18 protein-coding genes and 1 pseudogene are annotated in these 20,981 nt (G+C 71.2%); 5 read left to right on the top strand and 14 right to left on the bottom strand.

Going from position 1 to position 20,981, the window contains the following annotated elements:
• Window positions 1-3: 3 nt before the first annotated feature.
• Complete coding sequence (locus ABT297_RS22235; RefSeq protein WP_350552679.1) at window positions 4-144, top strand: hypothetical protein; 141 nt, start codon at window positions 4-6, stop codon at window positions 142-144.
• Here ABT297_RS22235 and ABT297_RS22240 read toward each other — a convergent pair.
• Genes ABT297_RS22240 through ABT297_RS22260 form a run of 5 tightly spaced genes read right to left on the bottom strand, consistent with a single transcriptional unit; the run spans window position 119 to window position 5,118 of the window.
• Entirely contained in the window at window positions 119-1,027 is a 909-nt protein-coding gene (locus tag ABT297_RS22240; RefSeq protein WP_350552682.1) for an STM4011 family radical SAM protein, read from the bottom strand. The two genes, ABT297_RS22235 and ABT297_RS22240, sit on opposite strands and share 26 nt — an antisense overlap.
• On the bottom strand, window positions 1,024-2,343 hold the full coding sequence (locus ABT297_RS22245; RefSeq protein ID WP_350552685.1) for an STM4012 family radical SAM protein: 1,320 nt from the start codon (window positions 2,341-2,343) through the stop codon (window positions 1,024-1,026). The genes ABT297_RS22240 and ABT297_RS22245 overlap by 4 nt, the downstream gene beginning before the upstream one ends.
• Complete coding sequence (locus ABT297_RS22250; RefSeq protein ID WP_350552687.1) at window positions 2,337-3,140, bottom strand: STM4013/SEN3800 family hydrolase; 804 nt, start codon at window positions 3,138-3,140, stop codon at window positions 2,337-2,339. The genes ABT297_RS22245 and ABT297_RS22250 overlap by 7 nt, the downstream gene beginning before the upstream one ends.
• On the bottom strand, window positions 3,137-4,177 hold the full coding sequence (locus ABT297_RS22255; protein ID WP_350552690.1) for an STM4014 family protein: 1,041 nt from the start codon (window positions 4,175-4,177) through the stop codon (window positions 3,137-3,139). Before ABT297_RS22255 ends, ABT297_RS22250 begins: the two co-directional genes overlap by 4 nt.
• 5 nt (window positions 4,178-4,182) lie before the next feature.
• Window positions 4,183-5,118, bottom strand: a complete 936-nt coding sequence (locus ABT297_RS22260) for an STM4015 family protein (RefSeq protein WP_350552693.1) — start codon at window positions 5,116-5,118, stop codon at window positions 4,183-4,185.
• A 115-nt stretch (window positions 5,119-5,233) separates the two neighbouring features.
• Here ABT297_RS22260 and ABT297_RS22265 point away from each other — a divergent pair, with 115 nt between their 5' ends.
• Entirely contained in the window at window positions 5,234-5,527 is a 294-nt protein-coding gene (locus ABT297_RS22265) for an antibiotic biosynthesis monooxygenase family protein (RefSeq protein WP_350552696.1), read from the top strand.
• On the opposite strand, the gene ABT297_RS22270 is transcribed toward ABT297_RS22265, so the two are convergent.
• Both ABT297_RS22270 and ABT297_RS22275 read right to left on the bottom strand, forming a co-directional pair.
• Window positions 5,524-6,471 carry a hypothetical protein gene (locus ABT297_RS22270; RefSeq protein WP_350552699.1) on the bottom strand — a complete coding sequence of 316 codons (948 nt, stop codon included), beginning with the start codon at window positions 6,469-6,471 and terminating at the stop codon, window positions 5,524-5,526. The two genes, ABT297_RS22265 and ABT297_RS22270, sit on opposite strands and share 4 nt — an antisense overlap.
• A 91-nt stretch (window positions 6,472-6,562) precedes the next feature.
• A complete protein-coding gene (locus tag ABT297_RS22275; RefSeq protein ID WP_350552702.1) occupies window positions 6,563-6,697 on the bottom strand; it encodes a hypothetical protein in 135 nt (44 codons plus the stop codon).
• 249 nt (window positions 6,698-6,946) lie between these two features.
• Between ABT297_RS22275 and coaE the strand changes: the two are divergent.
• Both coaE and uvrB read left to right on the top strand, forming a co-directional pair.
• A pseudogene (gene coaE, locus ABT297_RS22280) lies at window positions 6,947-7,516 on the top strand (dephospho-CoA kinase); the annotation flags it as partial.
• 572 nt (window positions 7,517-8,088) lie between these two features.
• On the top strand, window positions 8,089-10,254 hold the full coding sequence (uvrB, locus tag ABT297_RS22285) for an excinuclease ABC subunit UvrB (RefSeq protein ID WP_350552705.1): 2,166 nt from the start codon (window positions 8,089-8,091) through the stop codon (window positions 10,252-10,254).
• Between the two features lie 497 nt (window positions 10,255-10,751).
• Here the strand turns inward: uvrB and rpsA are convergent, their stop codons facing one another.
• Window positions 10,752-12,248 (bottom strand): 30S ribosomal protein S1, encoded by a 1,497-nt coding sequence (gene rpsA / locus ABT297_RS22290; protein WP_350552708.1) that lies wholly within the window; start codon window positions 12,246-12,248, stop codon window positions 10,752-10,754.
• Window positions 12,249-12,510: 262 nt separating this feature from the next.
• Here rpsA and ABT297_RS22295 point away from each other — a divergent pair, with 262 nt between their 5' ends.
• Window positions 12,511-13,320 (top strand): class I SAM-dependent methyltransferase, encoded by an 810-nt coding sequence (locus ABT297_RS22295; protein WP_350552711.1) that lies wholly within the window; start codon window positions 12,511-12,513, stop codon window positions 13,318-13,320.
• 540 nt (window positions 13,321-13,860) lie between these two features.
• Here ABT297_RS22295 and polA read toward each other — a convergent pair.
• The 6 genes from polA to ABT297_RS22325 all read right to left on the bottom strand — a co-directional run bounded on the left by polA (window position 13,861) and on the right by ABT297_RS22325 (window position 20,890).
• A complete protein-coding gene (polA, locus tag ABT297_RS22300) occupies window positions 13,861-16,551 on the bottom strand; it encodes a DNA polymerase I (RefSeq protein ID WP_350552714.1) in 2,691 nt (896 codons plus the stop codon).
• 117 nt (window positions 16,552-16,668) lie between these two features.
• Window positions 16,669-17,442: an amino acid ABC transporter ATP-binding protein gene (locus tag ABT297_RS22305; protein ID WP_350552717.1), complete on the bottom strand. Its 774-nt coding sequence runs from the start codon at window positions 17,440-17,442 to the stop codon at window positions 16,669-16,671.
• Entirely contained in the window at window positions 17,439-18,407 is a 969-nt protein-coding gene (locus ABT297_RS22310; protein ID WP_350552720.1) for an amino acid ABC transporter permease, read from the bottom strand. The genes ABT297_RS22305 and ABT297_RS22310 overlap by 4 nt, the downstream gene beginning before the upstream one ends.
• Before the next feature lie 9 nt (window positions 18,408-18,416).
• Window positions 18,417-19,328 carry an ABC transporter substrate-binding protein gene (locus ABT297_RS22315; RefSeq protein ID WP_350552723.1) on the bottom strand — a complete coding sequence of 304 codons (912 nt, stop codon included), beginning with the start codon at window positions 19,326-19,328 and terminating at the stop codon, window positions 18,417-18,419.
• A gap of 31 nt (window positions 19,329-19,359) precedes the next feature.
• Window positions 19,360-20,070, bottom strand: coding sequence for an ABC transporter ATP-binding protein (locus ABT297_RS22320; RefSeq protein ID WP_350552725.1), 711 nt, complete (start codon window positions 20,068-20,070; stop codon window positions 19,360-19,362).
• Window positions 20,060-20,890 carry an ABC transporter ATP-binding protein gene (locus ABT297_RS22325; RefSeq protein ID WP_502885627.1) on the bottom strand — a complete coding sequence of 277 codons (831 nt, stop codon included), beginning with the start codon at window positions 20,888-20,890 and terminating at the stop codon, window positions 20,060-20,062. Before ABT297_RS22325 ends, ABT297_RS22320 begins: the two co-directional genes overlap by 11 nt.
• Window positions 20,891-20,981 lie beyond the last annotated feature (91 nt).

The raw sequence follows: 20,981 nt of genomic DNA on the forward strand, positions 1-20,981 counted from the left end.
AGTATGGCCCTCGACTCGTCCGCCGAGGAGGCCCGGTCGGCGACGCCCGCCGACGACCAGCACGCCACCGCCGCCCGCCTCGCCGAACTCGTGCGGGCGCGACCGAAGCCGCTCGCCTTCATCGGCCGGGACCCGCCGCGGTAGCCGCGAGCGCGGCCGCCGGGATCGACCACAGTGGACGCTCGTGCGGGATCCGCTCCAGCACGCCGCCGGCGAACACGTCGTACAGCGGCAGCGTCCGCAGATGGACGTAGCCGATGTGGCAGTCGCAGCTGACGTTGGGGCAGGGCCGGGCGCCACGGCTGGCCGTCCACGACCCGTCGTACAGGTTGCCCAGCGGTTCCGGCACGAAGTGGCAGCGGCGCACCGTGCCGTCGCCCAGCACCGAGACCACGTCGTCGCCGGTGCGGCAGTCGCGGCCCAGCGACTCGTGCGGTCGCACACTGTAGCCGAACAGCGGGTCGATCGCGGTCCACGCCGCCTCCTCCGCGGCCGTGTACGCGTGGCCGTCGGCGGCGTTCACCCAGAGATACACCTCGGGGGGCAGGCGCGTGCGGAGGGCGATCGCGTCGCCGAGGTGCTCCGGCAGGCCGACGATCCCCACGGAGTGGCGGATCCCGTGGCGGTGCAGGGTCGCGCACGCCCACAGGAAGCGCTCAATGCTCGTCTGGCCCGGGTGGTACGTGCACCACAGCGCCAGCTTCGCCGGGTCCGCGGCGGCGACCCAGCCGAGGCGGGCGGACAGGTTGGTCTGGATCGCGGCCCGGCCGACGTGCGGCATCCGGGACAGCTCGACGAGGGCGTCGCGATACCACGACCGGGTGAGCCCCTCCCCCCATGGGGTGAACAGCACCTCGACCGGGGCGCGGGCCACCGCCGCCGACTCGTCGCGCACCCAGGCGACGAACCGCAGCAGTGCGGCCCGGTCGGCGCGCAGCCGCTCCGGCGGGTCGCGGCGCTTGGCGAATGGGCAGTACGGGCAGTCGTAGTTGCAGCTCGCGAGCGGCCCCCGATACAGGATCCTCATCGCGTCACGTGCCTGGCCATGGCGGTGCGGACACCGGCGGAGATCAGCCAGGGCCCGATCGCGTCGGAGTGCGCGAGCCCCTCGGCGGTGAGGCGGTGCCCGTCGAGGTAGCCGGCGTCGCGCAGCCGGGCCAGGGCCGGGAAGTCGTCGTCGACCGCGGTGCCGAACCGGGCCAGATACCGATCGGCGTCGAGCCCCTCGGCGCGCAGCAGCGACTTGAGCAGCCAGCGGCGACGCTGCTCGGTGCCGTCGAGAGCGAAGCCGACCTCGGCGGCGTCGAAGTCCCACTCCGGCCGGGACAGGTAGTCGTCGAGGATGCCACGCACCTGCCGCACGCCGACGGCGTAGTCGAACGAATAGTGCAGGGCCGAGGTGTACGAGCGGGCGCCGCAGCCGAGCCCGACCATGCCGTCGTCCTGGCAGCAGTACCCGGTCTCGTCCGGTGCCGGCTCGACACCCGCCGCGTCGCGCCGCCGGAACTGCCGCATCGACAGCTGCTCGTAGCCGGCGCCGGTGAGCCGGGCGACGGCGTGGCGGTAGAGCTCGAGCCGCTGCGCGTCCCACCGCGGGTCTCCCCCGCCATCGGATCGCCTGCCGAGCCCGGTCATCGGCCGCACGTACAGCGGGTAGAGGTACAACTCCTCGGGACGCCACCGCAGCGCGGTGGTGAGCGACGCCTCCCAGGTCTCTCGGGTCTGACCCGGGATGCCGTAGATGAGATCGAGATTGAGCTCGGCGTCCCCGGCGGTGCGGATCGCGGCGAGCGCCCGGTCGACCTCGGCGCGCTTCTGCGGGCGGCCGGCGGCGTGCGCCTCGGCGTCGAGGAAGCTCTGCACGCCGATGCTGATCCGGGTGGCGCCCCGCTCGACCAGCACCGCGAGCCGGTCGGCGGTCGCGGTGGCCGGCGAGGTCTCCACCGACATCGGCACGGCCCGCAGGTCGGCGCCGGTGGCGTCCTCGAGCAGGTCGAACAGCTCGGTCAGCCGGCCGGCGCTCAGGTACGTCGGGGTGCCGCCCCCGATCGCCGCCCGCGCGTACCGGGCGCCGGGGATGGCGGCCGCGACCCGGCGGGCCTGCCGGCGCAGCTGCGCCAGGTAGGCGTCGACCTGCCCCTCGGGCGGGTTGGCCCGCGTGAACAGGTTGCAGAAGCCGCAGCGCATCTCGCAATACGGGACGTGCGCGTAGAGGAACAGCGCGCCCGTGTCCTCTCCGGCCCACACGTCGGCGAGGCGGGGCCGCGGGTCGAGCGGCCGGTAGGCGGTCTTGTGCGGATACGCGTAGAGGTATCCCTGATACGGCGAGCCGAGGTTCACCACGCGCCGGCCTCCAGCGTGAACTCCGCATACGGCACGGTCCACACGACGTCGTGCGCGAAGCGGTGCCCGGTGTGGCCGCCCTCGCCGTAGGCGGTGCCGTGGTCGCTGCAGAGGATCACGCGGCACGGGCGGCCGCGCGACGCGACGAGGTGCAGCAGCGTCGGCAGGTGCCGGTCGACGTATTCCAGTGCCGCGCCGTGCGAGGCGAGACAGTCCCGCGCCGCGCCGGGCAGGTAGTGCCGGTTCGGCTGGTGGATCGCGGCGACGTTGACGAACGTGAACACCGGCAGCGCTCGAGCTGCCGGCGGCAGCACCCGCGCCAGCCGCTCCAGCTGCGCCTCGAAGCACGTCGGGTCGGTCACGCCGAACGCCTCCTCCCAGTGCGCCTCGTCGAACAGCCCCGGCAGGACCGTGCCCTGCGCCGAGGTCATCGCGAAGAACCCGACGCCGCCGAGGCAGATCGTGTGGTAACCCTCGGCGCGCAGGCCGGTGACCACGTCCGGCGCGTCGAACACCCAGGTGTCGGCGCCGACGGTGGTGCTGCCCGGGAAGCGCGCCGCGAACGGCCGCTCGTGCGGCCCCGGTGCGGCGGGCGTGGGCAGGAACCCGCCGAAGAACGCGTGGTGGGCCGCGTAGGTGAACGACGCCGGGGTGTGCCGCCGCTCCCACGCCCCGCCGGGCAGCACCCGGGCCAGGTTGGGCGTGCGGTCACGGGCGAGCAGGTCGGCGGCGACGTCGTAGCGCAGCGTGTCGAGGGTGACGAACAGTAGGTCGTGACTGCCGAGGAGCGACCTCATGCGACCACCGCCGCTGTGAGCGCCGCGACCTCGGCCTCATATGTGTCCCGCCCGTCGACGAGCAGGCCGGGCAGCAGGTCGCCGAACGCGTTGACCTCCGCCACCGCGTGCGAGCCGAAGCCCGGCGCGAACATCAGGTCGACGCCGGCGTGCAGGCTGCCCGGGAAGCAGGCCGCGGCCCGCTCGCAGGTCTCCATCGCCTCCGCCCACCGCCGCTGTCCCGCCGCAGCCCGGATCGCGGCCAGGTCGCCGCGGGCGTTACCCAGGTGCAGGTTGGTCAGCGGGGACCGGCTGGTGCGCGCCACCACGTGGCTCGCCCGCCCGGCGATGACGACCACCCGCAGGTCGAACACCCGCCCCTCGTGCGACGCCTTCGGAAACCAGCGCTCGACGTGCAACCCGTCGGCGCCGAGCCGGTCGATGATCGCGGCGACGTGCCGCTCGTCGGTGTAGTGGTGGACCCGCAGCTCGTTGAACAACCGCCCGCCGTCCAGCGCCGCCGAGGTGTAGGCACTCACCCGGCCCGGGCCGAGGGCCAGGGCCACCACCCCGGACGCCGAGCTGCCGTGGGCCGGCTTGACGAACACCCGGCCCCACCCGGCCGCGCGGACCTGCTCGTAGTCCCGCGCGGCGAACCCGTCGGGCACCGGCACGCCACGATCGCGCAGCAGCGCGTGGCAGCGGCGCTTGTCGAACATGACCGCCAGGTCACCGACCGGCGGCTGCACCGGGCCGCTCGCGCGACGCCGCACCCGCCGGGCCGCCTCGAGCAAGCCCGCGTACCACGCGGCGAGGCCGACGATCTCGCCATGCTCGGCCGGGCGGTCGGCGCCGCGCAGCAGCCGGTCGACCTCGGCGTCCTCGCCCGGCGACTCCAGCCGGACCGTCGAGCCGGGCGCGATGTCGAACCGGTCCGCGCACACGTCGCGCCAGTCGACGAACGCCGGCTCGGGCAGCCTGGCCGCGACGGCGGCGGCGCGGAACAGCTCCACGCGCCGATGGCCGCGGATCCCGATCACCGTCAGCGGCGCAGTCATGGTGCTCACTCCATGACCGACACGTATCGGAAGCCGTCCTCGTCGGCGCCCTGCTCGTCGGAGACGTCGACGGCGGCTCCGGGCAGCTCCTGCTGGAACCGCGCGGCGACGTCCTCGGACATGAAATGGTGGGACAGGTCCAGCGAGCGCAGGTGGGTCAGTGGCTGGCCGAGCAGCAGCGCCTCGGCGCCGGCGTCGGACAGCGCACCCATCGACAAGTCCAGGCTGCGCAGCCGGGCCACGACGGGCGCGGCGGCGAGCGCCTCGGCGAGCTGGTCGGCGATCTCGGCGTTGCGCAGGGCGAGGCGGCGCAGCGCGGGCAGCTCCGCGCCGGACAGGATCGGCGCGAAGTCCTCGATCGTGGCGTCGGCGCCGTACTCCTGCACGCCCAGCCACAGCTCGAGGTCCTCCAGGGCCGGGAACGACGAGTCGCACAGGCCGCGGACGAACGCGGCCGGCAGGCCGCCGCTCTCCACGCTCAGCTCGCGCAGCCGCCGGTGGCGCACCGGGGCGAGCCGCAGCCCGTCGGCGCCACGGATGTGCAACACCTCCAGGGCCGGGAACGCGCCGAGCAGCGGCGCATACTCGCTCTGGTTGATCCACGAAATCTCGCACTCCTCGTGGGTCATCTCGCCCACGAACAGGGCCCGCAGGCTGGGCAGCCGGTCCCGCGCGGCGATCAGCAGATGCAGCGGCGGCACGTCGGAATGCGGCTCGCCCCATGACCCGATCACCAGCGCCCGCACCGTCGCGCCGCCGACCGCGTCGAGCAGCGCGTCCAGCGTGGCGGCGAACCGGTCCTCGCCGTCGCCGAAGTCGACGCCGATGCGCCACGCGACGTCCTGGCCGGCCCGGCGGGCGTCGCGGCGGCCCACCGGGCCGGGCTCGAAGCGCCGCACGGGAAGGCCCGCGAACGAGGTGATGTTGCCGCCGATCGTCATGGCCGGGACGTTAGCAGCACCCTCCGACAATTCCGGGTGCGCGAACCGGGAGCAGCGGCGACGCAAGATCGAAGCCCTCGGAGGCCGCCGGCCGGGCACGGTCTACCCTTGTCGGATGGTTCTGGAAGTCGCTCTGATCGACGTGCAGGAAGGCCGCGAGGACGAGTTCGCGGCCGCGTACCGCAAGGCCTACGAGGTCCTCGCCTCCACCCCCGGCCTGCGCTCGGTGCGCATGACCCGGGGCATCGAGAGCGCGTCGCGCTTCGTGCTGCTCGTCGAGTGGGACTCGGTGGAGGCGCACCTGGACAACTTCCGGGCCACCGAGCGCTTCACCCAGTGGCGCGGGCTCATCGGCCCGTACTTCGACGGCGCGCCCCGCGTGGAGCACTTCACCGACGTCGAGCCCTAACCCTGGTCGCCGGCCTTCTTGTAGACGATGAAGTCCAGGTTCGCGGAGTAGACAGCGCCGTTGACCAACTCGCCGGCGCGGGTCATGAACCAGGCGTACCGATCCTCGCTGGTGCGCACGCAGACCTTCGAGCCCGGCAGGAGGCTCGCCAGGACGACCTGACCGGTCCACTGCCCCGCCGGCACCGCCGAGCAGGTGGCCAGCGACGGGGTGTCGCTGGTGAGCAGCACCGCGAGCCTGGCGCCGTTGGCCGCAGACAGGCCGATCACACCGGCCGTCACGTCCGCTCCGGCGGTCTGCTTGCTGCCGGTGTCGAAGTCGTACGCCTCGTCGGGCTGCCCGGCCAGGACCGCGAGTTGCGCCGTCCCGGCGCGCAGCACAGCGGTGGCCGGCAGCGCGGCAGGCGGCGCGGAGGCGCCCGCGCTCGGGCCGGCCGCACCGCTCGGATCGGCGCTCGGGCCGGCGCTGGGCCAGGCGCTCGCGGAGGCACCACCGGCACCGCCGCCGTTGGCGCTGCCGCTCGGCATCGCGCTCGGGTCGGCCACGGGCAGGGCCGGCTTCCCCGTCGGCGCGCCCGGCGACTGCGTGGTGGAGCCGGTGCCGTCCTTCGCGGAGTCGTCGCGGGTCGCCAGCACCCCACCGGCGGCCGCGATGACGAGGACGACCAGCCCGACGAGCAGGACGGCGATCCGCCCCTTTCGCGAGGTGCGCGCCACGGGTTCCGGTTCCTCCGCCGGCGGAGGAACCGGCGCGGACTCTTCCACCGGCGCGGCCGCCTGGCGCGGCACGACCGCATATGCGGATGTCGGCCAGCCGGACCCGCCGTCCAGCGGCGAGTCGGACATCCAGCCGCGCCGGCTCGCGGGCCGAGGTGGCGAACCGTTCACCTGGTCGTGGCTGTGCTCCGTCGGCGGATCCTGCCGTGGGGGGTGTCCCGGCTCCATGCAGCGTGTCCTTCTGGTCCTGGCAGATGTGCAGTTGCCCGGCAGAGTATCGCTGACCGCGACGGCTTGCGCCACGGCGGAAAGGGCCCTCTCAGCGTGCCAGCATCTGCACGACCGCGGTGGCACCCGTGGCCGTATACCAGCCGCTCACGGCGAGTATGCCCAGCACGGCCGCGGTGGCGAGGAACGCCATCGCCTCGGTGGTCGACTGCCGTCTCGTGCGCACGCGGCGGTGCCGCGCGCGACGCGCGGGACCGCAACCTTCCGCTGCCGGACCGCTACCGTTCGGCATGAAGCCTGCCCAGTCGCGGCGCGCCAGGCCCGGCCGGCCCAGGCTGTGTCGCCCCACTGTCATGATCGCCCCCCGGGATCTCGCTTGAGTCGGAAGTTATCTTGACAAACCTCGCAATCCGTGCAGACCACGCCGCGCCACCCCGGCGCGGGCGCACGATTCACCTTCCGGTGTGATTGCCCCATGAGGATGGTTGGGCTGACCGGCGGCATCGGCGCCGGCAAGAGCGCGGTCGCGGCCCGGCTGGCGGCGCTCGGCGCGGTGATCGTGGACGCCGACCGGCTGGCCCGGGAGGTGGTCGCGCCGGGCACGGAGGGCCTGGCCCGGGTCGTCGAGGCGTTCGGGCCGTTGGTACTCGCCGCGGACGGCTCGCTCGACCGGGCGGCGCTGGCGCGGGTGGTCTTCGCCGACGACGACGCCCGCCGGCGACTGGAGGAGATCACGCATCCGCTGGTGCGGCAGCGGACGGCCGAGCTCATCGCGGCGGCGCCCGGCGACGCGGTTGTGGTCAACGACGTGCCGCTGATCGTGGAGAAGGGCATGGCCGGCCTGTACGAGCTGGTCATCGTCGTATTCGCCCCGCTCGGGACGAGGCTGGACCGGTTGACGCGGCTGCGCGGGATGAGCCGGGACGAGGCGATGGCGCGCATCGCGAAGCAGGCGACCGACGAGCAGCGCCGAGCGGTCGCGGACATCGCGATCGACAACGACGGGACGCCGGAGGAACTGGATCGGGCCGTCGCGGCCGCGTGGGAGCGCATCAGGTCCGCCTGACGCCGATTTCCCGCCAGTCGTACCTCGTGACGCACGCTCTCCGCGCTGCCCTTCGCCGCCCGCAGCGCCATCCAGCCGCACCTCTGGCCCGCGCCGCCGACGATCGTCCCGCGCCCTGTTGCGTTGGCGTCGAGCGACATCGTGTCCTCCATGATCACGGAGTAAAATGCACACGGGGCAGCACATTCGCTCCGTGACCATGGAGAACCCCGTGCACTGTGGGCTCCGGGCGCATGACCACGGAGACTTTGCTCGCGGACTGCCGCTGCCAGCCAATTGACGGTCGCTCATAGGCGCTCGCGGCGGCCGGTCGCGCGCTGCGCGCGATCCCGCCTCGGTGCGCTCGCCGGCCGTGACGGGCCGGGGCTGCAACCGGGCGCCGGGAGGGCCGGCGTGATGGGCCGGCCTGCTCTCCGGTCGGCCGCCGCGAGCGGCCTACGACGTCTACCGTAGACCGGTGATGTTTCCCACACAATCGTCAAGCTGAATACGATCGAGCACCCAGGGCGAGGATCCGGAAAATGTCATACCCCCCGCGTACGGTTGGGGTCATGGCGCTCGACATCCCACGCTTGGACCGCCGTTTCGAGGTGGTCAGCGAGTACAAGCCTTCCGGCGACCAGCCCGCGGCGATCGACGCGCTCGCCAAGCGGGTGCGGGCCGGCGACCGGCACACCGTGCTGCTCGGCGCGACCGGCACCGGCAAGAGCGCGACCACGGCCTGGCTGGTGGAGCGGTTGCAGCGCCCGACGCTGGTGCTCGCCCACAACAAGACCCTGGCCGCGCAGCTGGCCAAGGAGTTCCGCGATCTGATGCCGCACAACGCGGTGGAATATTTCGTCAGCTACTACGACTACTACCAGCCCGAGGCCTACATCCCGCAGACCGACACCTACATCGAGAAGGACTCGTCGATCAACGAGGAGGTCGAGCGGCTGCGGCACTCGGCGACCATGAGCCTGCTGACCCGCCGCGACGTCATCGTGGTCGCGACCGTGTCGGCGATCTACGGCCTCGGCACGCCGGAGGAATACCTGGACCGGGCCGCGAAGGTCAGCGTCGGCGAGGAGGTCGAGCGCGACAAGCTGCTGCGACGCCTGGTCGACATCCAGTACACACGCAACGACCTGGCGTTCAACCGTGGCACGTTCCGGGTCCGCGGCGACACGCTGGAGATCATCCCGGCCTACGAGGAGCTCGCGATCCGCATCGAGTTCTTCGGCGACGAGGTCGAGCGCCTGTCCTACCTGCACTCGCTCACCGGCGACGAGATCCGCCAGACCGACTCCCTGCTGATCTTCCCCGCGACGCACTACGCGGCCGGCCCCGAGCGCATGGAGCGGGCCATCGCCGCTATCGAGGCGGAGCTGGAGGAGCGGCTCGCCGAGCTCGACCGGGAGGGCAAGCTGCTTGAGGCGCAGCGGCTGCGGATGCGCACCACCTACGACATCGAGATGATGCGGCAGGTCGGGTTCTGCAACGGCATCGAGAACTACTCCCGCCACATCGACGGCCGGGAGGCCGGCAGCCCGCCGCACTGCCTGCTCGACTACTTCCCCGACGACTTCCTGACCGTCATCGACGAGTCGCACGCCACCGTGCCGCAGATCGGCGGGATGTATGAGGGGGACGCCTCCCGCAAGCGCACGCTCGTCGAGCACGGCTTCCGGCTGCCCAGCGCGCAGGACAACCGCCCGCTGCGCTTCGACGAATTCGAGGAGCGGGTCGGCCAGGCGGTGTATCTGTCGGCCACGCCCGGCCCGTGGGAGCTGGGCAAGACCCACGGCGATGTCGTCGAGCAGGTGATTCGCCCGACCGGCCTGGTCGACCCGGAGGTCGTGCTCAAGCCGACCAAGGGCCAGATCGACGACCTCATGCACGAGATCAAGCTGCGCACCGATCGCGACGAGCGGGTCCTGGTCACCACGCTGACCAAGAAGATGGCCGAAGACCTCACCGACTACCTCCTCGAGCACGGCATCCGGGTCCGCTATCTGCACTCGGAGGTCGACACGCTGCGCCGGGTGGAGCTGCTGCGGGAGCTGCGCCGCGGCGAGTTCGACGTGCTCGTCGGCATCAACCTGCTCCGCGAGGGCCTCGACCTGCCCGAGGTGAGCCTGGTGGCGATCCTCGACGCGGACAAGGAGGGCTTCCTGCGCTCGGGCACCAGCCTCATCCAGACCATCGGCCGGGCGGCGCGCAACGTCTCCGGTCAGGTGCACATGTATGCGGACAAGATGACCCCGTCAATGGCCCACGCGATCGACGAGACCAACCGCCGGCGCGACAAGCAGGTCGCATACAACAAGGCCAACGGCATCGATCCGCAGCCTCTACGCAAGAAGCTGGGCGACATCCTCGACGACATCTATCGCGAGGCCGAGGACACGGCCGGCGCCGTGAGCGGCCACGGCCCGGGCGGCGCCGTCGTGATCGGCGGCGGACGCCAAATGAGCCGCGGAAAGTCCCCGGAGGGCACCCGCGCCCGCCAGAAGGGCGGCGGCACCAAGGGCGCGGCGGCCACCGCCGGCGCCCCGTCCGCCCCTGCCCGCGCAGGCATGGCTCGCGCCGAGCTCGCCGGCCTGATCCAGGACCTGAACGAGCAGATGCTGTCCGCGGCCCGCGAGCTCCAGTTCGAGCTGGCCGCCCGCATCCGCGACGAGGTATCCGAACTGAAGAAGGAACTCCGTGCCATGGACGTAGCCGGCGTGAAGTAGGCCGACACCGCACCCTCCGCGCGTCCCCAGGACCATGCCCGGCCTGGGGCCCCGGGACGCTCCGGACCCGGCCCTCAGGTGCCGGGTGGCCGCCGAAGGCGGGGCGTCTGGGGGCGCCAGAGCCGCGCTCGCTGGACGTCGGCCTGGTCGTCACCGCGTATGGCCGTTTTGCCCCGCGCCCCGCCGCTCGTTGCGACCCCGACCCAGACTGCGGCGCAACCGCTGTCATCGCCAGGAGCCGTCCAGGCGCGCACCGAAGCCCGGGCGACGCCGCGCCGTGGCCGCACCGCCGCTGCGGATGGCCTCACCCTGCGCCGGAGGCCAGGCTCGCCGATCGTTGCGACCCCAACCCAGCGCCGCGGCCCATCGCGGGTCATCGCCACGGCCGGCGCGGGCGCACCCAGGCGTATCGCGGCCGCGCCGCGACCGCGGGGGGCGGAATGGGAAAAGCCCCGGACCCTTGCGGGCCGGGGCTTTTCGCTATGGCGATGCTGGTGTCAGCTCTTGCCGCCGGCGAGCTTCTCGCGCAGGGCGGCCAGGGCCTCGTCCGTGGCCAGGGTGCCCGAGGGCTCCTCCGGCGCGCGGGCCGCGGTCGGGGTCGACGTGGACACCGAGCCCGTGGCCGGGGCGGCCGCGGCCGGCTCGGCGGTGGCGTCGGCCTGGCGGGCGGTCTGCACCTGCTTGGTGTGAGCCTCCCAGCGCTGGCGGGCTTCAGCGTACTGCTGCTCCCACGCCTCGCGCTGCTTCTCGAAGCCGGGCATCCACTCGGCGGTCTCCGGGTCGAAGCCCTCCGGGTAGATGTAGTTGCCCTGCTCGTCGTAGGTGGCCGACATGCCGTAGAGGGTCGGGTCGAAGTGCTCCTCGCCCTCGACGAAGCCCTCGTTGGCCTGCTTGAGCGACAGCGAGATCCGGCGGCGCTCCAGGTCGATGTCGATGACCTTGACCATGACGTCGGAGCCGACCTGGACGACCTGCTCCGGGATCTCCACGTGCCGCTCGGCCAGCTCGGAGATGTGCACCAGGCCCTCGATGCCGTCGTCGACCCGCACGAACGCGCCGAACGGAACGAGCTTGGTGACCTTGCCCGGCACGATCTGCTGAATCGCGTGGGTCCGGGCGAACTGCCGCCACGGGTCCTCCTGGGTCGCCTTCAGCGACAGGGAGACGCGCTCACGGTCCAGATCGACGTCGAGGACCTCGACCTCCACCTCCTGGCCGACCTCGACCACCTCGGACGGGTGATCGATGTGCTTCCAGGACAGCTCGGAGACGTGGACCAGGCCGTCGACACCACCGAGGTCGACGAACGCACCGAAGTTGACGATCGAGGACACAACGCCCTTGCGGACCTGGCCCTTCTGCAGCTTGTGCAGGAACTCGGTGCGGACCTCGGACTGGGTCTGCTCGAGGTAGGCGCGACGCGACAGAACCACGTTGTTGCGGTTCTTGTCCAGCTCGATGATCTTCGCCTCGAGCTCACGGCCCACATACGGCTGCAGGTCGCGCACCCGGCGCATCTCGACCAGGGAAGCGGGCAGGAAGCCACGCAGGCCGATGTCGAGGATCAGGCCGCCCTTGACGACCTCGATGACCGAGCCACGGACGACGCCGTCGTCCTCCTTGATCTTCTCGATCGTGCCCCACGCGCGCTCGTACTGCGCACGCTTCTTCGACAGGATCAGGCGGCCTTCCTTGTCCTCCTTCTGGAGAACCAGGGCCTCGATGTGGTCACCGACCGACACGACCTCAGCAGGGTCGACATCATGCTTGATCGACAGCTCGCGCGAGGGGATGACACCCTCGGTCTTGTAGCCGATGTCGAGCAGGACCTCGTCCCGATCGACCTTGACGACGGTGCCTTCGACGATGTCGCCGTCATTGAAGTACTTGATGGTCTCGTCGATCGCGGCGAGGAAAGCCTCCTCGGAACCGATGTCGTCGATGGTGACCTTGTTGCTGCTGGCGCTCGAGGTGGCCTCGATGCTGCTCGTCATGTGGGCTGTTGCTCCGGTCGGTGGATTTGCCTGGTGAACCTAGCGCGCTCCCGCGGACCCGTCGTCGGGCACAACCCGCCTGCCGCAGTGCAGGATCAACGCATTGGAAGCTCAGGATGTGTTCGGCGACCGTGAGCCTGCTCCATGCCGAGGCGCACAAACCCACGAGTGCACCGATCAGCCTACCCTGCGCAATACCACATGGTCCAACCCTCCCCCAGACCCGATCTGCCGACTTTGCCAGGGCCTACCGTTGCTCCTCATGGAATCGTCACCTGACGCAGGCGTCACACGACGCGCCGTGAGTCCCGCCGAGAGCCGCCGGGCCAGCCGGCGATGGTGGGACGACGACGCCGACGCCTACCAGGAGGAACACGGTCCCTTCCTGGGCGACGTGGACTTCGTGTGGTGCCCGGAGGGGCTGCGCGAGGCCGACGCCCGCCTGCTCGGCGACGTGGCCGGCAAGCGCGTGCTCGAGATCGGCTGCGGCGCCGCGTCCTGCTCGCGCTGGCTCAGGACTCAGGGCGCGGACGTCGTGGCGTCCGACCTGTCGGCCGGCATGCTCCGCCACGCCCGCGACGGCGTCACCCGATCGGGTGTCGAGGTGCCCCTCCTGCAGGCCGACGCGAACGCCCTGCCGTTCGCCGACGGTGTATTCGACATCGCCTGCACGGCCTTCGGCGCCGTGCCCTTCGTGGCCGACTCGGCCCGCGTCATGCGCGAGGTCTACCGGGTCCTGCGGCCCGGCGGCCGCTGGGCCTTCTCCGTCACCCACCCGATGCGCTGGGTGTTCCTCGACGACCCGGGCGAGGGCGGCCTGGTCGCGGTCCACTCCTACTTCGACCGCCGCGCGTACGTCGAGGAGGACGACCGCCACGTCGCCACCTATGTCGAGCAGCACCGCACCTTGGGCGACCGCATCCGCGAGCTGGTCTCCGCCGGCTTCGTGCTCAACGACCTCATCGAGCCGGAATGGCCCGACCACCACCAGCAGACGTGGGGTCAATGGAGCCCGCTACGAGGCCGGATCTTCCCGGGCACGGCGATATTTGTCGCCAATAAACCCGCATAAAATCACACATTTCAGAATTCGTCCCTAACAAATCCCCCCGCGTCGGCCGAAGCTACGAGGACGAGGCCCGAAACACGAGGGCGCGCCCCCGAGGACACGAAAGCCGAAGTCACCGGGGGCCGGAGAAGGGCATGAGCCGACGCCCCAGCACGACCAGCCGACGAGACCCGGCCCACCGGGCCAAGACGCACGGCATCACCCGAGACATCACTCCGCCGGCCGACGCCCAGCCAAGAACCAGCGCGTCGCACACCTGACGAAGACCAGCCGAGGCCCACCCGACGAAGAACCAGCGGACGGGCGGGCCGACGCACACCAAGCCGGCCGCCCAACCGAAGACCACGCAACGGCACCGGCAAGACCAGCCCAACCCGCCGACCAAGAACCAGCCGACGGGCGGGGCCGGTGGGAGACCGAGCCGGCCGCTCGGCCGAAACGAGTCAGCGGCATAGGCGGCAGAGAACAGCCAGACCCGCCGGCGGCGGAACGGCCGGCGGGACGGACGAGAGCGGGGCGGGGCGGGGAAGCCCTGGAGGAGCGTCAGTGGTCGGCGGCGTTCCAGTCCCTTCCGACGCCCACGGAGACGCCGAGCGGCACGTCCAGCGGGTAGGCGCCGCCCATCTGCTCGCGCACCAGGGCCTCCACGGCCTCGCGCTCGCCCGGGGCGACCTCGAACACCAGCTCGTCGTGGACCTGCAGGAGCATGCGCGAGCGCAGGCCGGAGGAGCGAAGGGCCGCGTCGACGCGCAGCATCGCGACCTTGATGATGTCGGCGGCGGAGCCCTGGATCGGGGCGTTGAGCGCCATCCGCTCGGCCATCTCGCGGCGCTGGCGGTTGTCGCTGTTGAGGTCCGGCAGGTATCGCCGGCGGCCGAGCACCGTCTCGGTGTAACCGTCGCGGCGCGCCTGGGCGACGATCTGGCGCAGATAGTCGCGCACCCCGCCGAACGTGGCGAAATACTCCTCCATGAGCACCGTCGCCTCGGCCGGGCTGATGCCGAGCTGGGTGCCCAGGCCGTAGGAGGACAGCCCGTAGGCCAGGCCGTAGTTCATCGCCTTGATCTTGCGGCGCTGGTCGGGGACGACGTCGCCGACGGGGACTGAGAACACCGACGAGGCGGTGGCGGCGTGGAAGTCGAAGCCGGAGTTGAACGCCTCGATCAGCGCCTCGTCCTTCGACATGTGCGCCATGATGCGCATCTCGATCTGGCTGTAGTCGGCGGTCAGCAGCGTCTCATACCCCTCGCCGACGACGAACGCCCGGCGGATGCGCCGCCCCTCCTCGGTGCGGATCGGGATGTTCTGCAGGTTGGGGTCGGTGCTGGAGAGCCGGCCGGTGGCGGCGACCGTCTGGAAATACGTCGTGTGGATGCGCCCGTCGTCGCTGATCGACTTGAGCAGCCCGTCGACGGTGGTCTTGAGCTTGGCCACGTCCCGGTGGCGCAGCAGGTGCTCCAGCAGCGGGTGCTGCGTCTGCGCGAAGAGCCCCTGCAGCGCGTCGGCGTCGGTCGTGTAGCCCGTCTTGATCTTCTTGGTCTTCGGCAACCCGAGCTCGTTGAACAGGATCTCCTGCAGCTGCTTGGGCGAGCCGAGGTTGAACTCGCGCCCGATCACGCCGTAGGCGCTCTGCGCCGCGCCCTTCACCCCGGCCGCGAACTGCGCCTCCAGCTCGCTGAGGTATTCGGTGTCGGCCGCGATCCCGGCCCGCTCCATCTCCGCGAGCACGTTGACCAGCGGCAGCTCGACCTCGGCGAGCAGCCTGGCCGAGGAGTCGCCGTCGCGGTGCAGCTCCTCGTCGATGGCCTCGGCGAGGTCGAGCGTGGCCCGGGCGCGCAGCATCAGGTTTTCCTCTGCCTCGCCGGTGTTGCCGCCCAGCCCATCGAGGGTGAGCTGGCCGTTGTCGGGCGCGTCGACGCGCAGCTCGCGCTTGAGGTAGCGCAGGGCGAGGTCGTTGAGGTCGTAGGAACGCTGGTCGGGGCGGGCGAGATAGGCCTCCAGGGCGGTGTCGGAGGCCACCCCGTTCAGGTCCCAGCCGCGCGCCAGGAACGCGAGCCGGGCCGGCTTCACCTCGTGCAGCACCTTGAACCGGTCGTCGGCGGCGAGCCACGCGCCGACGGCGGCGTCGTCGGCCGCGTCGAGCTCGGTGGGGTCGAACCACGCGGCCGGCCCGTCGGCGGCGGCGAGCGCGATGCCGGTCAGCGAGCCGGTGCCGCGGCCGAACTGCCCGACGACGGCGACGCCGACCCGGATGCCGGGCGGGGCGTGCTCGCCGAGCCAGGCCCCGACGCCGCCGTGCAGCACCTCGCCGGACAGCTCGAAGCCGGACTCCGCCTCGGGCTCGACGGCTTCGAGATACTGATACAACCGGTCGCGCAGCACCCGGAACTCCAGCGAGTCGAACACCTGGTGCACGGCCTCGCGGTCCCAGCCGTGCCAGCGCAGGTCCTGCGGGCCGATGGGCAGCTCGAGCCCGTCGACGAGCTCGTTGAGCTCGTAGTTGCGCATGACCTCGGCGAGGTGGGCGCGCACGTTCTCCCCGGCCTTGCCCTTGATCTCGTCGACCCGGGCGATGATCCCGTCGAGGCCGCCGAACTGGAGGATCCACTTGGCGGCGGTCTTGTCGCCGACGCCGGGGACGCCGGAGAGGTTGTCGCTGTCCTCGCCGACGAGCGCGGCCTTGTCGCGATACCGCGCCGGCGGGATCCCGTAGCGCTCCTCGACCTTCGCCGGGGTCATCCGGTCCATCTCGGTGACGCCGCGCTTGAGATACAGGACGGTGACGGCATCGCTGACCAGCTGGAACGCGTCGCGGTCGCCGGTGACGATCGACGTCTGCAAGCCATGCTCGGTGGCCTGCCGGGCGAGCGTGGCGATCACGTCGTCGGCCTCGTAGCCCGGCTTCTCCACGGTCGGGATACGCAGCGCGTTGAGGACCTCCTTGATGAGGTCGACCTGGCCGGAGAACTCGGGCCGGGTAGCGGACCGGTTGGCCTTGTACTCCGCATACTTCTCCAGCCGGAACGTGTGCCGGGAGACGTCGAAGGCCACGGCGATGTGCGTGGGCTGCTCGTCGCGCAGCATGTTGATCAGCATCGACGTGAAGCCGAAGACGGCGTTGGTCACCTGGCCCGTTGCGGTGGAGAAGTTATCCGCGGGCAGGGCGAAAAACGCCCGGTAGGCGAGCGAGTGCCCGTCGAGCAGCAGCAGCCTGGAGTCAGTCGAACCCGTCACGCCTGGCGACTCTAGTCGCCCCCTCTGACATTTTTCCGCGACCCCGCGTCGCGGAATCCCTCCCGAACCCTTCCGGGGGGCGGCGCGGCCGGTGCCGTGCCACCCGGCGAACCGTGGTCAGAGCACCTTGGCCAGGAAGGCCTTCGTCCGCTCGTGCTGCGGGCCGGCGATGATCTCGCGTGGGTTGCCCGCTTCGACCACGACACCGCCGTCCATGAAGACCAGCGTATCGCCGACCTCGCGGGCGAAACCGATCTCGTGCGTGACGACCACCATGGTCATGCCCTCCCGGGCCAGATCCTGCATGACGTCGAGGACCTCGCCGACCAGCTCGGGGTCCAACGCGCTCGTGGGCTCGTCGAACAGCATGAGCTTCGGGCGCATGGCCAGCGCCCGCGCGATCGCGACCCGCTGCTGCTGGCCGCCGGAGAGCTGGTTCGGGTACGAGTCGACCTTGTTCGCCAGCCCGACGCGGTCGAGCAGTGCCAGCGCGCGCTGCCGCACCTCGGACCGGGACTCGCGGCGCACGCGCAGCGGTGCCTCCATGACGTTCTCCAGCACCGTCATGTGCGGGAACAGGTTGAAGCGCTGGAACACCATGCCGATGTTCCGCCGCTGGATCGCCACCTCCCGGTCGTGCATCTCGTAGAGCCGCCCGCCGCGCTCGCGGAAGCCGACGAGCTCGCCATCGACCCAGATCCGGCCGGCGTCGAGCCGCTCCAGATGGTTGATGCAGCGCAGGAACGTCGACTTGCCCGAGCCGGAGGGGCCGATCACGCAGCAGACCTCGCCCGGCCGTACCACCAGGTCGATGCCCTTGAGCACCTCGAGGCGGCCGAAGGACTTGTGGACGTTCTCCGCCCGCACCATCGATTCACTCACTGAGGTCATGCCGCGGTCACCCGGCCTCCGGTCTCGGCGCCCAGGTCACGAAGGCGCGCGCGGGCCTTCTGGGTCCGGTTGTACCCCCTGGAGAAGTACCGCTCGACGAAGTGCTGGATGACGAGCAGCACGCTGGTGAGCGCGATGTACCAGCCGGCCGCCGCGACGAGCATCGGAAACACCACGAAGGTCCGGTGGCCGACCGCCTGCAGCTGGAAGAACAGCTCACCGGTCACCGGCGTGTACGCCACCAGCGAGGTGTCCTTGAGCATCGCGATCGTCTCGTTGCCCGTCGGCGGGACGATGAGCCGCATCGCCTGCGGCAGCACGATGCGTCGCAGCACCTGCCCGCGGCTCATGCCCAGCGCCTCGGCGGCCTCGGCCTGGCCCGGGTCGACCGACTGGATGCCGGCCCGCACGATCTCCGCCATGTACGCCGCCTCGGACAGCGCCAGGGCGAGCATGCCGGCGACGAAACCGGAAAGGAATGTCGGCGCGTCCACGCCGAAGATGCGCACGCGCAGGTCGTCGATACCGAAGAGCCGGCCGATCTGCGTGTCGAACGGCAGGCCGAACTCCAGCCGTGCCCACAGGATGCCCAGGTTGCCGAAGAGCACGGCGAGGACCAGCCGGGGCATGGCCCGGAAGATCCAGGTGTACATCCACGCCACCCCGCGCAGCACCGGGTTCGATGACAGGCGCATGACCGCGATGAGCACGCCGAGGACCACGCCGATGACCATCGAGAAGATGGTCAGCAGGATCGTGCCACGGAGCCCGGCGATGATCGGCGGCCGGAACGCGTTGTCGAGGATGAACCCCCACCGGAAGTGGTCGTTGGTCACCAGGAGGTGGATGAACATCGCCGTGAGCACGGCCAGGACCGCGATGAGGACCCAGCGCCAGGGGTGCCGGACCGGCACCGCCTTGATTGGTTCGGGCGGTGCCGGCGCCGGAGCGGGATCGGGTGCCATCCGCGCAGGTTAGGGGTTGATCGCCGGGTCGGTGCTCAACGCTCCCGCGTCGACGCCCCACTTGGCCAGGATCGTCTTGTAGGTGCCGTCGGCGATGAGCGCCTTGACCGCGTCGCGGATCGCCTCGGCGAAGGCCTGCTGGTCGTTCTTGATGACGTAGCCGTAGGGCGCCGAGTCGTAGATCTGGCCGACGAGGGCCAGCTGGCCATCGGTCTGCTTCACCGCGTACGCGCAGACCGGCGAGTCGGCGAGCATCGCGTCGTCCTTGCCGCTGATGACCGCCGCAGTGGCTTCGCTCTGCGCCTGGTACGAGTCGACCTTGATCTCCGGCTTGCCGGCGTCCTTGCACTTCTTCTGCCGGATGGGCAGGTCGTCGGTCTCCTGCACGGTGCCGGTCTGGACCGCGATTCGCTTGCCGCAGGCGTCGTCCGGGTTGATGGTGGAGCCCTTCTTGGCCGCCCACTGCGTGCCGGCGGAGAAGTAGCTCACCATCAGCGCCTGCTTCTTGCGCTCGTCGTTGATGGTCAGCGAGGAGACGCCCACCTCGTACTTGCCGGACTGCACGCCGGGGATGACGTCCTCGAACTTGGACGACTGGAACTCCGCCTTCAGCCCGAGCTTGCCGGCGACGGCGCTGAACAGGTCCACGTCGAAGCCGATGACGGTCTTGCCGTCGTTGTCGAGGAACTCGCTCGGGGCGTAGGTCGAGTCGGTACCGACGGTGATCTTGCCGTCGGCCTTGATGGCCGCGGGCACCTTGTCGGCGAGCGCGCTGTCGGAGGAGACGCTGGCCGCCGCGGATCCGCCGGCGCCGGGCGTGTTCTCGTCCTTCTTCTCGCCGCAGGCGGCCATGGAGAGCACTAGGGCGGCAGCGCCGGCAAGGCCGACGGCCGCGCGTCGCCGGGAGGGCGTCAGAAACATCCGGGGATGCCTTCTTTCTTCGTTATCGATGTCACGCGACGCCGAGGTACGCCTCGGCGACGGCGGGGTCGTGGAGCAGGTCGGCGCCGCTGCCGGCCTTGACGATCCGGCCGGTCTCCAGCACATACGCACGGTGGGCGCGGGACAGCGCCTGCTGCGCGTTCTGCTCGACCAAAAGGATGGTGGTGCCCTGCTGGTTGATCTCGGTGATGATCGAGAAGATCTGCTGGATGAGCATCGGCGCGAGGCCCATCGACGGCTCGTCGAGCAGCAGCAGCTTCGGCCGCGTCATCAACGCCCGGCCGACGGCGACCATCTGCTGCTCACCGCCGGAGAGCGTGCCGCCGGGCTGCTTGATGCGCTCCCGCAGCCGGGGGAACAGGTTCAGCACCCGCTCCATGTCCTCCCGGATGCCGGCCGCGTCGCGGCGCGTGTAGGCACCCATCTCCAGGTTCTCGCGGACCGTCATGCCCGGGAAGAGGCCCCGGCCCTCCGGCGACTGGCCGATGCCCCGCACGACCCGCAGGTCGGAGCGCAGCCGGCTGATGTCCTCGCCGTTGAAGCGGATCGCCCCGCCGTGGATCGGCCGGAGCCCGGAGATGGCCCGCATCGTCGTGCTCTTGCCGGCACCGTTGGCGCCGATGAGCGCGACGACCTCGCCCTCCTCGACGGCCAGGCTGATGCCGTGCAGCGCCTGGATGCGGCCGTACAGCAGGCTGACGTTGTCCAGCTCAAGCAGCATCTGCCGGCACCCCCAGGTAGGCCGCGACCACGGCCGGGTCGTCACGGACCTCGGCCGGGGTGCCCTCGGCGATCTTCTTGCCGAACTCGAGCACCACGATCCGGTCGGTGACGCCCATGACCAGGCGCATGTCGTGTTCGATGAGCAGCACGGTCACGCCCCGCGCCCGGATCGCGCGGATCAGCGCGAGCAGCTCGACCTTCTCCGCCGGGGTGAAGCCGGCGGCCGGCTCGTCGAGGCAGAGCAGGGTCGGCTCGGTGGCGAGCGCCCGGGCGATCTCCAGTCGCCGCTGTGCGCCGTACGGCAGGTTCCGGGCGACGTCGTCCGCCCGTTCGGCGATCCCGACGAACTCCAGCAGCGCCATGGACTTCGCCCGGCCCTCGCGCTCCTCGCGCCAGTGCCGCGGCAGCCGGAACAGGGCGCTGAACACGCTGGTCTTGTGCCGGGAGTCGGCGCCGACCATGACGTTCTCCAGCGCGGTCATCTCCGGGAAGAGCCGCACGTTCTGGAACGTGCGCGCGATGCCCATCCGGGTGATCTCGTGCTTCTTGCGCCCGGTGACCGTCTCACCGGCGAAGCGGATCTGCCCCGACGTGGGGCGGAAGACGCCGGTCATCGCGTTGAAGCAGGTCGTCTTGCCGGCGCCGTTCGGCCCGATCAGCCCGAAGATCTCGCCCTTGCGCAGGGTGAACGACACGTCGTTGAGCGCGACGACGCCGCCGAAGCGCAGCGTCACCTGGTCGACCTCGAGCAGCGGCTCGCCGATGGGAACGTCGTCGCCGCGCTTGCCCGAGCTGAAGGGCCGCTCGTGGAACTCCAGCGGGGACGCGCCCGGACTGGAGCCGGTCGGCACCGGCGAGTCGATCGGGGTCTCCGCCCCGGCGGCGCTGTGCTCCTCCCGCTGGGTCTCG

The organism is Dactylosporangium sp. NPDC000555 (assembly GCF_040300025.1).
In the GTDB taxonomy this organism is placed as follows: Bacteria; Actinomycetota; Actinomycetes; order Mycobacteriales; family Micromonosporaceae; genus Dactylosporangium.